14 protein-coding genes are annotated in these 13,972 nt (G+C 39.5%); 6 read left to right on the forward strand and 8 right to left on the reverse strand.

Going from position 1 to position 13,972, the window contains the following annotated elements; all coding sequences use genetic code 11:
- The 5 genes from ND812_RS08220 to ND812_RS08240 all read right to left on the reverse strand — a co-directional run bounded on the left by ND812_RS08220 (window position 1) and on the right by ND812_RS08240 (window position 3,558).
- Window positions 1–582 (reverse strand): LolA family protein, encoded by a 582-nt coding sequence (locus ND812_RS08220; RefSeq protein WP_265375055.1) that lies wholly within the window; start codon window positions 580–582, stop codon window positions 1–3.
- A 23-nt stretch (window positions 583–605) separates the two neighbouring features.
- On the reverse strand, window positions 606–1,565 hold the full coding sequence (locus tag ND812_RS08225; protein ID WP_265375056.1) for an electron transfer flavoprotein subunit alpha/FixB family protein: 960 nt from the start codon (window positions 1,563–1,565) through the stop codon (window positions 606–608).
- A gap of 10 nt (window positions 1,566–1,575) precedes the next feature.
- Window positions 1,576–2,337: an electron transfer flavoprotein subunit beta/FixA family protein gene (locus tag ND812_RS08230; protein ID WP_100727621.1), complete on the reverse strand. Its 762-nt coding sequence runs from the start codon at window positions 2,335–2,337 to the stop codon at window positions 1,576–1,578.
- Between the two features lie 67 nt (window positions 2,338–2,404).
- On the reverse strand, window positions 2,405–2,704 hold the full coding sequence (locus ND812_RS08235) for an LIC10362 family protein (RefSeq protein WP_265375057.1): 300 nt from the start codon (window positions 2,702–2,704) through the stop codon (window positions 2,405–2,407).
- A gap of 17 nt (window positions 2,705–2,721) precedes the next feature.
- A complete protein-coding gene (locus ND812_RS08240) occupies window positions 2,722–3,558 on the reverse strand; it encodes a prenyltransferase (protein WP_265375058.1) in 837 nt (278 codons plus the stop codon).
- A gap of 84 nt (window positions 3,559–3,642) precedes the next feature.
- Here ND812_RS08240 and ND812_RS08245 point away from each other — a divergent pair, with 84 nt between their 5' ends.
- Window positions 3,643–4,992 (forward strand): adenylate/guanylate cyclase domain-containing protein, encoded by a 1,350-nt coding sequence (locus tag ND812_RS08245; protein ID WP_265375930.1) that lies wholly within the window; start codon window positions 3,643–3,645, stop codon window positions 4,990–4,992.
- Window position 4,993: 1 nt separating this feature from the next.
- On the opposite strand, the gene ND812_RS08250 is transcribed toward ND812_RS08245, so the two are convergent.
- A complete protein-coding gene (locus tag ND812_RS08250; RefSeq protein ID WP_265375059.1) occupies window positions 4,994–6,466 on the reverse strand; it encodes an HD domain-containing phosphohydrolase in 1,473 nt (490 codons plus the stop codon).
- A 373-nt stretch (window positions 6,467–6,839) separates the two neighbouring features.
- Here ND812_RS08250 and ND812_RS08255 point away from each other — a divergent pair, with 373 nt between their 5' ends.
- From ND812_RS08255 to thrB, 3 genes are all read left to right on the forward strand, one after another.
- The gene (locus tag ND812_RS08255; RefSeq protein ID WP_265375060.1) at window positions 6,840–8,024 is read left to right on the forward strand and encodes an acyl-CoA dehydrogenase family protein; all 1,185 of its coding nucleotides are present in this window, start codon (window positions 6,840–6,842) and stop codon (window positions 8,022–8,024) included.
- Window positions 8,025–8,088: 64 nt separating this feature from the next.
- Entirely contained in the window at window positions 8,089–9,660 is a 1,572-nt protein-coding gene (locus ND812_RS08260) for a phytoene desaturase family protein (RefSeq protein ID WP_265375061.1), read from the forward strand.
- 34 nt (window positions 9,661–9,694) lie between these two features.
- Entirely contained in the window at window positions 9,695–10,648 is a 954-nt protein-coding gene (gene thrB / locus ND812_RS08265) for a homoserine kinase (RefSeq protein ID WP_265375062.1), read from the forward strand.
- 47 nt (window positions 10,649–10,695) lie between these two features.
- Here the strand turns inward: thrB and ND812_RS08270 are convergent, their stop codons facing one another.
- On the reverse strand, window positions 10,696–11,334 hold the full coding sequence (locus ND812_RS08270) for a hypothetical protein (RefSeq protein ID WP_265375063.1): 639 nt from the start codon (window positions 11,332–11,334) through the stop codon (window positions 10,696–10,698).
- Window positions 11,335–11,336: 2 nt separating this feature from the next.
- Entirely contained in the window at window positions 11,337–11,654 is a 318-nt protein-coding gene (locus ND812_RS08275; protein WP_265375064.1) for a hypothetical protein, read from the reverse strand.
- Between the two features lie 163 nt (window positions 11,655–11,817).
- Here ND812_RS08275 and ND812_RS08280 point away from each other — a divergent pair, with 163 nt between their 5' ends.
- Window positions 11,818–12,867, forward strand: a complete 1,050-nt coding sequence (locus ND812_RS08280) for a DsbA family protein (protein WP_265375065.1) — start codon at window positions 11,818–11,820, stop codon at window positions 12,865–12,867.
- Window positions 12,868–12,896: 29 nt separating this feature from the next.
- On the forward strand, window positions 12,897–13,880 hold the full coding sequence (locus ND812_RS08285) for a malate dehydrogenase (protein WP_265375066.1): 984 nt from the start codon (window positions 12,897–12,899) through the stop codon (window positions 13,878–13,880).
- Window positions 13,881–13,972: the final 92 nt, after the last annotated feature.

Raw genomic sequence — 13,972 nt, forward strand, 5'->3', positions numbered from 1 at the left:
TTACTCCTTTTGGTTGAGAGGGTTCTCAACAATCTGTGAGCTTGTGGGAGGTTGGAAGTTAAAGAGTCCTGTTCCGAGACCAATATTGGTAGCAATGCCAGAAAAAGCAATTTCTGTGATTTCTTCGTCGGAACGTTTCATTTTGAGAACACGGGGAAGATCGTTCTCAGAGACGACTAAAATGATTTCATTAAAACGTTTGGTTGTAGATGTAAGGCGAAATGTTCTGCCACTAACAGTCACATTTTCATATCCAGATAATAATCCTCCAAGACCACCTGAAACACCTTTTAGGTCTTGTTTCCCTGCAATTGAGGAATCAGGATTGTAGAACCATAATATTCTACCATTGGAAGAGATGATCCTACCATCACTGAACCTAACATGGAGTTGGTTCGGGCTTTTGTAAGACACAACGCCAGTGAGGCCACCATTTAGAGTGACAGAGGCGCGAAAACTTTCAAGGGAGTTCATTTTGCCGATGACGGCATTGAGACGATCTCGTCCATCCTCTGCCCAAAGAGAACCCCATTGGACAGAGAAAAAGAGAACGATCTGGATTTTGAGAAGGAAATTTCTCAAAGTTAGATGGTTCGTATTGGGAATTAACCCAATACTTTTTTGAATTCAGAAGTCAGTGCAGGCACTACTTCAAACAAATCAGCGACAACACCATACGTTGCAACTTTGAAGATCGGAGCATCTCCGTCTTTATTGATCGCAACGATGTATTTAGAGGATCCCATACCCGCTAAGTGTTGGATGGCTCCGGAAATTCCGCAAGCTATGTAACAGTTAGGGGAGACAGTTTTTCCTGTTTGTCCTACTTGGTGTGAGTGAGAAATCCATCCCGCATCTACAGTCGCACGGGAAGCACCAAGTGCTGCACCGAGTGTGTCTGCTAAGTCTTGGATGATAGGCCAGTTTTCTGGTCCTTTGATTCCGCGTCCGCCAGATACGATGATAGAAGCATCAGCTAACTGCACTTTGTTTCCCCCGGAAAGGTCTTTGGAAAGTGATTTTGTTCTCACCTCACCAGCAGAAGCGCCAGATTTTTCAATCGCACCTGCTCCTTCTTTTGGAGTTACTTCTTGTGAGTTGGCACGAACAGTGAACATTTGGATGTCAGAAGACACTTTGAAGTTCGCATACGCTTTACCAGAGTAAATAGGTTTTTTTGCTACCACTTTACCTCCGTCAACAGAAAGACCTACTGCATCTGCTACGATTCCAGCATTTGCTTTGATCGCAACTCTTGCAGAGTATTCTTTTCCTTGAGCAGAGTGTGGCATAAGAACCACTGCTGGTTTTTTCTCTTGGATCACGGCAAAAATACCGTTTGCATAACCTTCAGGTGAAAATTCACCAAGGTTTACACCGATCACAGCATCAGCACCAACTGCTTTCAAATCACCTGCAAACGCGTCAACGTTGTCAGTGATGATGAGAGTATGAACTTTACCACCGATTGCATCCGCAATTTTGCGAGCTGCAGAGGTAAGTTCTTTTGAGATTTTTTTAAGTTCGCCGTTTTTTAATTCACCAACTACTAAAACATCAGCCATGTTCGTCTCCTTAGATGACCTTCGCTTCTTCGCGAAGAGCTTTTACAAGTTGAGATGCAAAACCTTGTGCATCTGCTGCTTCCAGTTTTCGACCAGCGATACGTGGAGGAGGTGGTTCAAGAGAAACAACTTCGAGTTTGGAACCAGTTGCACCGAGTTCTTCTGGTTTTTTCACATCGACTGGTTTTTTCTTAGCAGACATGATTCCTTTTAAACTTGGGTATCTTGGTTCGTTCAAACCTTTTTGCGCAGTCACAGCAAGAGGAGCAGAAGTTTCAACCACTTCAGTTCCACCTTCGATCTCGCGAGTTGCAGTTACTTTTTTGCCATCAAACTCGAGTTTGAGAGCCATTGCTACGTGAGGAACATTCAATCTCTCTGCAATTTGAACAACTACTTGTGAGCTGTCAGTATCGATGGATTGACGACCACCGATCACTACATCTGCATTTTCAGCTTTGATGAAATTGGCAAGAAGTTCGGAAGTGTATGTAGAGTCAAAAGTTACATAGTCATCCACTTTTACATGAACGGCTCTGTCCACACCCATAGCGTAGGCAGTGCGAAGTGCTTCTACGACACGGTCTGGGCCGAGGGACACTGCGATGACTTCTCCACCGCTTTTTTCACGAATTCTGATTCCCTCTTCGATTGCAAATTCATCATAAGGAGAGATGATCCATTTTACGCCAGCTTCGTTGATCGACTTGTCACCGACCTTGATATTGGTTTCCGTATCCGGAACCTGCTTTACTAGAACAACAATTTTCATTCCTTAACCCCGTTTTCGTGGATTACCTTAGACCAGAAAACGAGAGGGAAGTCATAAGGGAAGTAATTTATTCTCGGAAGAAGCTGTATTTGCTCCAATTATAAGCCCAAATGATCCAAACAATGACAACGAGGACATTCGCATCGGACCGGAGGTAAAATTGAAAACCAATGACCAAGGGAAGGAGGAGGAAAAGGATAAAAGCGAGTACGAGTACTAGGTGGGGAGTCTCTTTCCAGTGTTTACCAGCGTTTTGGATTTCAATGAGAAGGTTTCCCTTGGGACCTTCTGCCTGGGAACGGAAGCGGAACCAGTAGAGTGAGCTAAGGAGTAAAAAGAGGAAAATATGCAAAAAGAGAAATAACATATACCCAACCTTATTTTTTAGCGGAGTCCAGAGAAGAAAAAAATGATCGGAGGTAAAAACATCGGTAGGTAGGAAAGTTCGGAAAACAACTTTTGCAAGGATGGTTTTGGGAAGATATACCACGTAACCCCAAGCCAAAAGTAGGAAAGCCCCATCCCCGAGAAAAAAACAAATGGAATCGTTTGGGAACCAAAACCAAAACATAGGAAGCTAAACCCCGAGAGGAAAACCAATATCGCCAACCCTTTTGCCAAACTGGGAGAAAGCCAAAGGTTCAGTGTGATTGTATTTTGGATTTTGTCCCGTTCTCTGTCAATTTGGTAGGTCTGTAAGACATTGGCGAGTACATGGAGGAAAAAACTCACAACGATCAAAGGGAATCCTTTCGCATTTGAGAATGGAAGGAGGATCCCCCAAGTATAAAAAACAGAAACCAAAATTTCTTTGGGAACGGGAGAGAGTTGTTTCACAACAAGGACAAGGACAATTAGAAAACAAAAAAGATAGGTTTGGTTCTGGCGCAGAAATTCCCATTCCCAAACAAAACCAAATACGAGAGCCGATAAACATAAAATCGCGATGGCCCATTGGATTTTGGATTGGTTCTGCAAATAAAACTGGGAACGAAGTGAGAGTGGAGCAATTTCTTTTCTGGCATCCCATAGGTGGTCTGTCAAATACAAGGCCCAAACAGAAGTCAGATAAAGCAAGACTAAGCTCAGGTTAAGTTTGGTTTGGAAGTAATGTCTGAAAAAAAATAGATTCGCAAAAACGGAAAACACGATATCAAAAGACAGATAAGAAAAAGTGAATAAACCTTTAGATGCCCGATTTATGTTTTTGATTCGGAACATAGTTCATCTATTCCCAGAAGGAATCCAAAGGCAAAAAGAAAATTCCCTTGCCACAAAAACTTTCGTAGTCTGATATGTATGCCAATGTTCAGGTCCATTCGAAACGCCATTTATTCTGTATACTGTATCCGTGACCAATTCCCCAAGTATATGTCAGAATTACTCTTAGAAGAAGAAGAAATGGGTGCTTTGTTTGCAGTTCGATTTCGGTATGTCATTGGATTTGCCCTCATTGCTAGTGCTTTTGCCAACCTAAGTAATATAGATACCATATGGGGTTATTTGGTCAACTTCATTGCCATTAGTTTCTATTTTCTGAATACATTTGTACATTTGCATATTCTGAAAAAAAAAGATAGTAAGTGGAAAACAAAATATGACTACATTAGTTTGTTTGTAGACAATGTTTTGATTACAATGACCATCCTAAACTGGTATTGGATCAAAGGAGATGGGAATCCCAATTTTTTGGTGAAAACCCCCCTTATGATCTTTTATTTGTTACCTCTGTCGTTGTGTTTGTTCCAATACCGATTTTCTCTGGTTGTTTTTACCTTTGTTTGTTTTCTCATTAGTTATTATTCCTTTATCACAGTGGCTTTACTTGATCCTGATGCACAAGTCAGTTTGGATTGGACAAGTTATGTGTTAGGTGATGATATCATTCTTTTGGATGCGCTTGTTTCCAAACCTGTGATTTTTTTGATTTTAGTATTTGCGATATCATATGGAATTTTTCGTAGTCTCAGGATGTTGTTAAAGTTTGCTGCATCTGAAACACAAAAGACAACACTTTCACGATACTTTTCTCCTGATTTGGTATCTGAGATCGTTTCCGACCCAGAAGTCATTGGCAAAGGAAAACGTCAAAAGGTAACGGTTTTATTTAGTGACATTAGAGGTTTTACTCAGTTTTCCGAACTTTTGGATCCCGAAGAATTATCTGTATTCTTAACAGAATTTCGTCGGAGAATGGTTCGTGTCATTTTCCAAAACAAAGGTAGTTTGGATAAATTCATTGGAGATGCTGTCATGGTTACCTTTGGAACTCCACTCCCTTCTGAAATTCCAGGGGAAGATGTTAAAAATGCTGTGAATGCCGCATACGCAATGTTAAACGAATTAAAACTTTGGAATGTGGAAAGAAAATCCCAAGGGCAAGTCGAGATAAAAATTGGAATCGGCATCCATACTGGTGAAGTGTTTTGTGGGAGCATTGGATCAGAAGAAAGAATGGAATACACAGTCATTGGTGATACTGTCAATACGGCATCAAGGATCGAATCGGCGTGTAAAGAAATAGGTTTTCCTTTACTTATTTCTGAAGTAGTTTGGGATGAAATTGGAAAACCATCTGAATGGCAAAAATACGAAGGTGTTTTACTCCCTGGAAGGGAACAAAAAATCAATCTATATGCTTATCAAAACCTGTGAGTTAAGTATTTAAATTTAATTTGTAAACTGCTTCGTGTAAGGCGGGATTCAATTCTGGATCGATGATATAAATCACACGTGTGGTTCCAGCTTGTAGGGCCAAATCCATGATGGCTTTTCTACGATCAATTTTGATGCTCTTTAAATCAAAGTCTGCAATTTTAAATTTAATCCCTTTTTGGAACACAGGATTTATGCTACAAATCCTCTGGAGTTTGGGTCTTGTTTGGTATCTCCCTACATCCAAAACAAGGCAAATGTCAAAGTGAGCACGTTTTTCTGAATCCACAGAAGCTGTGATCACAAAGTCACCAAAGTTAATGATATTTTCGTTATTGGTGAGGGAACTTCCTACATAATCAAGAAGGTGGCGAATGTTTTTATTGCTATAGGAAAAAAACGAATCGTTTAGAATCATCTTGAGTGCAGTAGAAGATTTAAAAGCTGGCCTCCAAGGTTGGTTGGAAGTTAGGGAAGCATATTCACTTGCCAGAGATAAAATTGCAATGTCTTCTTCAAAACTGGAAGATGTGACATTGTTTTCTTGTAAGTGCAATTGTAGTTCGATATCTTGTGTGATCCTTTCTTTTCCCACTTCTCTGTTGTATTTATCACGAACTGACATGAGTTTGGTGAAAAGTGACCTTGGGTCTGGGAAGTTATTGTTCACCCCATTGCCTCTGTAAGGTCTATGGTGGTTTAGAATCAGAGTTCGTACATGAGATTCAACTTCGGGTGCAGGTAAGGTCATTAAATAACTAATGATGGGGTGTTGTTGGACAACAGCATACTCTTCTTTTGTGAGTTTTGGAGTTTGTTTGACTTCAAGCCTTGAATACCCGACATCCATCAAATAACTCGCCATCATAAGGCTCAAGTGGTCTTTTTTATTGGATTCTTCTTTCCCTTCGTTGACAATTTTACGTGTACGAACCTTCATACCCATTGCCACAACTGTACGTTTCGTCATAAGCTCTGATTCAACAGAAACACCTGCAACACTTAAGATTTCTAAAATGTTAAAAATTCCCAATTCAAAATCTGGGTTACTTGTAAAATCTGTGAGAAGTTCATTTACAGAGTTTTGTACAAACACTGCTTGGTCAGATGAGAAGGATGTTTTGCGTAAATCTTCAATTAGCGCCTGCGATTGTTTGGCGAAGCGAGAAGTTTTTTCAATGTCTAAAAGTTTTGTAGTTCTTCCTGGTTCTAAATAAGGTTTTTCTGCACCGTTAGGTTTTGATTTTTTTAATTCAGAGATCAAAAAGTAAACCCCTTGCATCTCAAACTTCAGTAGTTTACCAAAGTCTGCTTCTGTTGGGTTTCTTTTTTTATGAATTAAAATTTGTCCGTCTTTATTGTATAAATCGAGTGGTATGTTTTGGTTTTTGCGAAAACTATTTAATGATTCTTCGGTTAACTCAAATTTTGCGAGCTTTTCTCTAGGTACTATATTTGTATCATTTGTGCTCATTGGAAACTACACCCATTCGACGAACTAAACTTCATGAATGTTTAAGCGATGATGTATCTTCTTCCTTAAATTGTAAATTCATTCCTTTGTTTTTAGATCCATTTTTATTTTTAGGGAATTTCCGTAAGTAGAAATCCTAAACTAAGGTAGTGGATGTTCTCTTTCTAGTAACAATTGTAGCCAATCAAAAAAAGATGTGTCAGCAAAGAAATATCTGTTAATATATGTTAGGTGATTTACGAAGATTTTAGTTTTCATTTGTCATATTTCGTTAATATGATGTTCTTTTTTGGTATAAAATGCTGCAAATGAGGACAATTGACTCTGATTTTTTCGTTTACAGTTTCAGGAAAAGTACGGAAAAATCTTCTCTATGAGCATTCTTACGACCAAAAAATCTTCTTTTGATTTATTCAATCCAACAGAAGACCATTTAGCCCTACGACAATCCGTTGCATCATTTGCAGAACGGGAACTAGACGAACAAGCGAAAGAGAATGATGAAACTGAATCGTTTAATGAGATGTTATTCAAACGACTTGGTTCCGAACTTGGAATTTTTGGAATCACAGTACCGGAAGAAGAGGGTGGGCATGGACTTGATCCTCTTGCCTCTGTCATTATCCATGAAGAGATGAGTCGTTTTGATCCAGGATTTACACTTTCCTATTTGGCTCATGAAGTTTTATTTGTGAACAATTTCTTTTATAGTTCCAATGCTTCGCAAAGGAGCCGTTACCTCAGTAAAGTCATCACAGGAGAATGGATTGGTGGAATGGGTATGACAGAACCTGGTGCGGGAACTGATGTCCTCGGAATGGCAACCCATGCTATTAAAAAGGGAGATCGTTACGTTATTAACGGTGTAAAACAATACATCACAAACGGTTCTGTTGGCCAAGTTTTTGTTCTTTACACAAAGTTGGACAAAAATGCAAAAAAAATGACTTCATTTGTTATAGAGTCGTCTTACAAAGGTTTCTCGGTTGGTAAAAAAGAAGAAAAAATGGGAATGCGTTCTTCTCCCACAACCCAACTTGTTTTTGAAGATATGGAAGTCCCTGAAGAAAATTTACTTGGGAATGAAAACGGTGCCGTCACTCATATGATGCGTAATTTAGAAATCGAAAGGGTAACACTTGCAGCACAGTCACTTGGGATTGCTCGTCGTTGTGTGGACATCATGTGTGATTATACAGTCCGTCATAGAGAGGCTTTTGGAAAAAAACTAATGGAGTTTGGACAAATCCAAAGGTTAGTAGCAGAGTCTTACGCAGATTACCAAGCAGCGAGAGCCCTTGTATACCAAGTTGCAAGCGAACTGGGACCAGATGTTCGTAATTCTCTTGGAGCTGCATCTGCAAAACTCGTAGCAACACAAATGGCAGAACGAGTTTCAAGAAACGCCATACAAGTACTAGGTGGCTATGGTTATTGCCGAGAATACCCTGTTGAAAGACTCCACAGGGATGCAATCCTTCTTAGCATTGGTGGTGGAACAAATGAAGCCATGCAAAAGAACATTGCAAGTGATCTCAAAAAACTTTGGTCGGAGTAATAGTTCAAATCATCTAAACTAAAACTTTTTTCCCATTCGATTTTTATGCCAGTCTACTAGTTACATGGAAAAAGAATGGGATGTCATTGTCCTTGGCTCTGGGCTTGGTGGTCTCACTGCCGCTTTATCTTTTGCAAACAAAGGCAAACAGGTTCTCGTGCTCGAGAAGAGTAACTCTCCTGGAGGTTCAGCTTCCAGTTTTTGGAAAAATGGATATTTGTTTGAATCTGGGGCCACAACTCTTGTTGGTTTTGAACCAGGTCTTCCCATGGACCGACTCACAAAAGAACTGGGAATCCAATTTCCAATCCTACCAATCGATAGGTCAATGGTGGTTCACCTTCGCGGAAAAACCATTGAAAGATTTAAAGATAGAACTCTATGGATAAATGAAGCCAAGCGTGTGTTTGGTGGTGGATTCCGTATGGTTTTGTTTTGGAAATTGTGTTTTTTTCTTTCGGATCAACTTTGGAGTTTGTCGGCAAGATACAAACTGTTTCCGTTTCAAAACCTTCGTGATGTTTTTATCAGTTTAAAAAAGTTTCGGCCATATGATGTGATCGTTTTTCTGTTTTCGCTAGTAACCGTACGATTTGTACAAAAGTTGTTTTGGTTACACAAAAATGAAGAGTGGAATCAGTTTTTGGATGAGCAACTTCTTATCACAAACCAATCCGTTTCAATCAATGCGCCTTTTGCCATGGCAGCAGCAGGACTTACCTATCCAAATTTACAAAATTATATAGTGAGTGGTGGCATGTTGGAACTATCCCAAACTCTCATCAAACGATTACGGGAATTGGGAGGAGATTACCTTCCAAAACAGGAAGTGATCCACTTAACCAAAAAGGTTTGGGACAATCGTTCTGAACACGCCAATCAAGAAAGGTTAGGTGGTCGTTATTCCTTTTCATCTAATCCTAAAACGATTTGGGAAGTGAAAACAAAAAATCGAGAACATTCAGTTTTTTGTGCACCTACCCTCGTATCAAACCTTCCGATTTGGAACCTAGTCAAAATCTCCGAAAATTTACCAATTTTGGAAAAGAAAGCCAAACAAATGGAAAAAGGGATATGGGGAGCCTTTACCATGGGTATAGCCATTCGAGTTAGTTCACCCGAACATTCGCTGCAAAAGGAATGCCTCCACCACCAAATCCATTTGGAATCACCTCTTCCCCACGGAGGAGGGCGATCGGTATTTGTATCCATTTCACACCCAGAAGACAAACTTCGATCCAAAGAGGGAATTCGGATCTTATCAGTTTCGACTCATTTAGAAAATCCTGAGAATTGGAAACGTGACAAAGAATACCAAATACGAAAAAAAGAATTCGAATCCCTGATTCTATCTGCTTTGGAAAAAAACTTAGATTGGTTCAAACTTACGAATATCCTGTTTTATCATTCTGCAACACCTGTTACGTGGCAAACCTGGACTGGACGCCAATGGGGACGTGTGGGAGGAATCCCTTCCTTTTATTTTTTTAATCCTTTTCGAATGGTATCCAATCGATCGGAAGATCCAACACTTTTACTGACAGGTGACACCGTGTATCCAGGCCAAGGGATTCCTGCAGTTGTACTTGGTGGACTCAATGCCGTAGAACAATTTGAATCCCGAAAGTTCGGTTGATTTCCGAACCGAATCCTAGAGCCTGGGCGAAACGATGGTTCGCCTTCCAAAGATTCACATCAAAGTGCCAGGAACTTCTGCTAATTTAGGTCCTGGGTTTGACCTCATGGGCCTTGCCCTTGACATCCATAATGAATTCGAATTCCAATTTTCTAAAGAAATTACAGAAACCAAAACCGAATTGAAAAACGGAAAAACATTACCTTTCTCCCAAAAAGAAGATTTGGTTTTGTCATCATATTTGTCTTATTTTTCGAAATTTGCAAAAGATATCACACCTCCACCTTATCATTGTAAAATGACATTGGCATTACCTTTAAAGGGTGGGCTTGGTTCTAGTGCATCCGCGATTGTTGCTGGACTCTGTTTAGCCAAAGAAGTCCACAAAAGATTAAATCCCGAATCATTGCCAACAGAACAAGAGTTCACTCAATACTTAGCAGAATTTGAAGGCCATCCTGACAATACACTTCCCGCATACCTTGGTGGATTTGTTTTCGCTTACTCTACGTTTGGTGAGACATTACGTTATTTCCGAAAAAAATTCCCATCTTCTGTTTCCATTTTTGTCCTAACTCCTGAGTATTCTGTTTCGACAGAAGAATCAAGAAAAACTCTACCTAAGTCCTATGTTACCTCAGATGTGATATTTAACCTTTCACGAATAGGGGCTTGGATGCATTTCCTAGATAAACGTAAGTTTTGTGATCTACTGGTCGGTTTGGAAGACAAGATGCATACTCCCTATCGAATTCCAAACTCATCTCCACTTTTTCCTTTAGCTGATACTTTAAAACAGGAAGGGATCGGGTATTGTTTGTCAGGTTCTGGTCCAAGTTTACTTATTTTTTTAGAACGAAAGGCCTTAAAATCAAAATTAAATGAATTGGAATCAAAAGTTTCAAAGATCATGAAGGATTCTGGGATCACGTATCAATTTCGCAGGGTAAAACCTGATGGAATAGGCGTAAGAATCAAAATGAAATGAGTTATCTCTCTAACCTCTGATCGATTGGTTGCATTGTTTTTCGGAGTTTATTCTTCTTCCGCTCCTTCTTCCTTACCGAAGCCATAAACATCACCTCGAAACCGAACTTTTCTGTTGATCCCCGGTTGGATTTTACCAACTTCAAAGGTAAACTTCATTCTTTCTTTTCCTGAGCGATTGAAATAAAAGGAAGATGTGAGTGAAATTTCGATATAATTCACCATTCTATCTTTTGTAATTTTATCAGAGATCCTAAATTCAGCGGGGTGTCCAATGATCTCATAAGAATCAAAGGTTTCTTTGGATTCCATTTTTCCATAATGTTCCATTCTTGGAGGTTTATAAAAACTGGGTCCATTTTTTAAAACGGTAATCGTATAATCTTCGCTATCTCTACTTTTTTTAAATTGGAAAATCAAATGATCTTCTGTGATGGCATTACAACGTGTTGCCAATTGTCCTGTTTTACAACCAACATGGAAACTTGCAAATCTGGAAAGTTCATCGACTACTAAATCATATTTATCACCTGTTTGGACAGGGATAAATCGATCTGATTCCTTTCGCATAAAAATGGGATGGATGAATTGGTTGTACACAACTAATCCCAGTCCTAAAATGGAGATTGTAAGCACACCACTGAGGACTAGGACAAAACTATCTAAAATGGCAATGCTTAAAAACAAAATTACCTTTTTGTATCAACCTTATGGCTTTTTGTTTCCGGTAGAGGAGTCCTAGTCACAAGTGAAAGAAGGTCCTTCACTTCCTCTGGAGAAATGATTTGGTTTAATTTTTCTTCCAGAGAAGCTGGTGTCGGTTTTAAAACCAAATCCTCTGGTTTTACTTTTGGTTCTGATTTTGTTTTGGCTTCGTTTACGGCCACTTCGTTGTTTGTTTTTTTAGGGAAAGATTCCTTTCCTTCCTCCGACTGTTTTCCCGTTTGAGTGGGAAGGGTGGGGGGAATGGATAGGCCAGGATTCCCTTGGATATTGATTGTATTCATAGTTCCCAAACCTCCGTGTTCAGGATCGGCAATTGAAGAAAAAACTTTCCTTTTCCCTCCCTCAGATTTTCGGTCAAATCGAGGTTCGCTTTAGCGAAAATCGAAACATTTTTTAGGATTTTTCCGTTTGATTGCCCGCTTTATGGCCGGGAAGCTGGCAGAGATGGAAAATAATTTTAAATCGTGGATGGCTTCGCCCATCTCTAAAATCTTCATAGGGACCAATTTGGTCTTTGCCGTGCTTTTTTTAGTCAGTGTTCCTTCTTTTGTGAAAGAATACATCACCCAGGATGCAGTGAGTATCGGTGGAAAAAAATACGACTTGAGTGACGTGAAAGACTCCTCACCGATTGCTTATTCCAAATTCCAATCTGAATACAAAGCCCTTCTCAAAAATACCTTTGGTGAATTTGCTCAGGACAAATTATTCGAATTAATTGCAAAAGAAAAAAACATCAAACCTTCTGAAGTTTTAAATGAAGGATTGGTTTTAAGAGAACCTTCGGAAGAAGAAATCTTAAACGTATATATGTCTAACAAAGCACAGTTAGGTGGGAAATCTCTCGCTGAAACAAAAGATAAAATTGTTGGATTTTTAAAAAACCAACAAGAACAAGAACATAGCAGAAACAAATACCGTGAGATCATCACGAAATACCCAGTTGATTTTTTAATCAAAGAACCTGAAGCAATTCGAGTGACTGTGGATGAAAAAAACAATCCAAGTATGGGACCAAAAGATGCAAAGATTACAGTGATTGAATTTTCAGACTTTGAATGTCCATTCTGTAAACGTAGCCAAGATGTGAATCGCCAACTCCGAGAAAAATACAAAGGGCAAATCCGATGGGTATTCCGTGATTTCCCTCTCCCATTCCACCAAGACGCAATGTATGCTCACATGGCTGCAAACTGTTCCATCGAAGAAGGAAAGTATTGGGATGTTTTTAATGTTTTATTTGATAACAGCGGTAATTTAAGTAAATCAAATGTAGATGCATTGGTATTAAAAACAGGATTGTCCAAGGACAAATACCAAACTTGTATGAAAGACCAATCAAAGTTAAAAACTGAAATCGATGCCGATATCCAAGATGGACAAAAAGTAGGAGTCAGTGGAACACCTGCATTTTTTATCAATGGGATCTTTGTATCGGGTGCCTTACCTTTTGAAAACTTTGATGAGATCATCCAAAAAGAACTGAAACAATAAAGGATTATAAACCAAAAAGGAAAAATTATATGAGCAAAAAAGTAAAAGTTGCTGTAACAGGTGCTGCCGGACAAATCGGATACGCACTCTTATTTCGTATCGCTTCAGGACAAATGTTTGGACCTGACACAGCTGTCGAACTCCAGTTATTAGAATTGGAACAAGCGCTCCCTGCAGCGAAAGGTGTCATCATGGAATTGGATGACTGTGCGTTCCCATTACTCGAAAAAGTATCTGTTACTTCTAGTTTAGATGAAGCATTCCGTGATATCAATTGGGCTCTTCTTGTTGGGTCAGTTCCAAGAAAAGCTGGAATGGAACGTGGTGACCTTCTCAAAATCAATGGTGGTATTTTTACTACCCAAGGGAAAGCGATCGAAAAAAATGCAGCAAGTGATGTAAGAGTTCTTGTTGTAGGTAACCCATGTAACACAAACGCACTCATTGCAATGAATAATGCAAAAGGTGTTCCGTCTGACAGATGGTTTGCGATGACAGGTCTTGATGAAAATCGTGCAAAAACTCAATTGGCACAAAAAGCGGGAGTTCTTGTAAAAGATGTTTCTAATGTTGCAATTTGGGGTAATCACTCAGCGACTCAATACCCAGACTTTTATAATGCAAAAATCAAAGGAAAACCAGCAACTGACCTGATCAGTGACGATGCTTGGTTAAAGGGAGATTTTATCTCTACTGTGCAAAAACGTGGTGCGGCTATCATCGCTGCAAGAGGAGCTTCTTCCGCTGCTTCTGCAGCCAATGCAGTGGTCGACACAGTGCATAACATTGTGACACCAACAAAACCAGGAGATTGGTTCAGTGCCGCTTGCCATTCTAATGGTGAGTATGGTGTAGACAAAGGTCTTATCTTTGGATACCCACTCAAATCTGATGGTAAAAAAGTAGAGATCGTAACGGGTCTTGAGATCAATGCTTTCGGTAAGGAAAAATTTGATATCACTCACAATGAATTAAAAGAAGAAAGAAACGAAGTCAAAGATATGTTAGGTTAATTTCAAAAACAGATTTTCCCTACAGAAATGACTGGTAGGGATTTTTTCTGACTTCAAAGCCCACATGGTGAAATATTGCCAGTGGGCTTTTT

The organism is Leptospira limi (assembly GCF_026151395.1).
GTDB classification, from domain to species: domain Bacteria; phylum Spirochaetota; class Leptospiria; order Leptospirales; family Leptospiraceae; genus Leptospira_A; species Leptospira_A limi.

Excerpts from the sequence above, each read along its gene's own strand:
- ND812_RS08240 (WP_265375058.1), bottom strand. The coding sequence starts at position 3,558 with ATGTTCCGAATCAAAAACATAAATCGGGCATCTAAAGGTTTATTCACT.
- ND812_RS08230 (WP_100727621.1), bottom strand. The coding sequence starts at position 2,337 with ATGAAAATTGTTGTTCTAGTAAAGCAGGTTCCGGATACGGAAACCAAT.
- ND812_RS08260 (WP_265375061.1), top strand. The coding sequence starts at position 8,089 with ATGGAAAAAGAATGGGATGTCATTGTCCTTGGCTCTGGGCTTGGTGGT.
- ND812_RS08280 (WP_265375065.1), top strand. The coding sequence starts at position 11,818 with ATGGAAAATAATTTTAAATCGTGGATGGCTTCGCCCATCTCTAAAATC.
- ND812_RS08255 (WP_265375060.1), top strand. The coding sequence starts at position 6,840 with ATGAGCATTCTTACGACCAAAAAATCTTCTTTTGATTTATTCAATCCA.
- ND812_RS08285 (WP_265375066.1), top strand. The coding sequence starts at position 12,897 with ATGAGCAAAAAAGTAAAAGTTGCTGTAACAGGTGCTGCCGGACAAATC.
- ND812_RS08245 (WP_265375930.1), top strand. The coding sequence starts at position 3,643 with ATGTTCAGGTCCATTCGAAACGCCATTTATTCTGTATACTGTATCCGT.
- thrB (WP_265375062.1), top strand. The coding sequence starts at position 9,695 with ATGGTTCGCCTTCCAAAGATTCACATCAAAGTGCCAGGAACTTCTGCT.
- ND812_RS08225 (WP_265375056.1), bottom strand. The coding sequence starts at position 1,565 with ATGGCTGATGTTTTAGTAGTTGGTGAATTAAAAAACGGCGAACTTAAA.
- ND812_RS08275 (WP_265375064.1), bottom strand. The coding sequence starts at position 11,654 with ATGAATACAATCAATATCCAAGGGAATCCTGGCCTATCCATTCCCCCC.
- ND812_RS08235 (WP_265375057.1), bottom strand. The coding sequence starts at position 2,704 with ATGTTATTTCTCTTTTTGCATATTTTCCTCTTTTTACTCCTTAGCTCA.
- ND812_RS08250 (WP_265375059.1), bottom strand. The coding sequence starts at position 6,466 with ATGAGCACAAATGATACAAATATAGTACCTAGAGAAAAGCTCGCAAAA.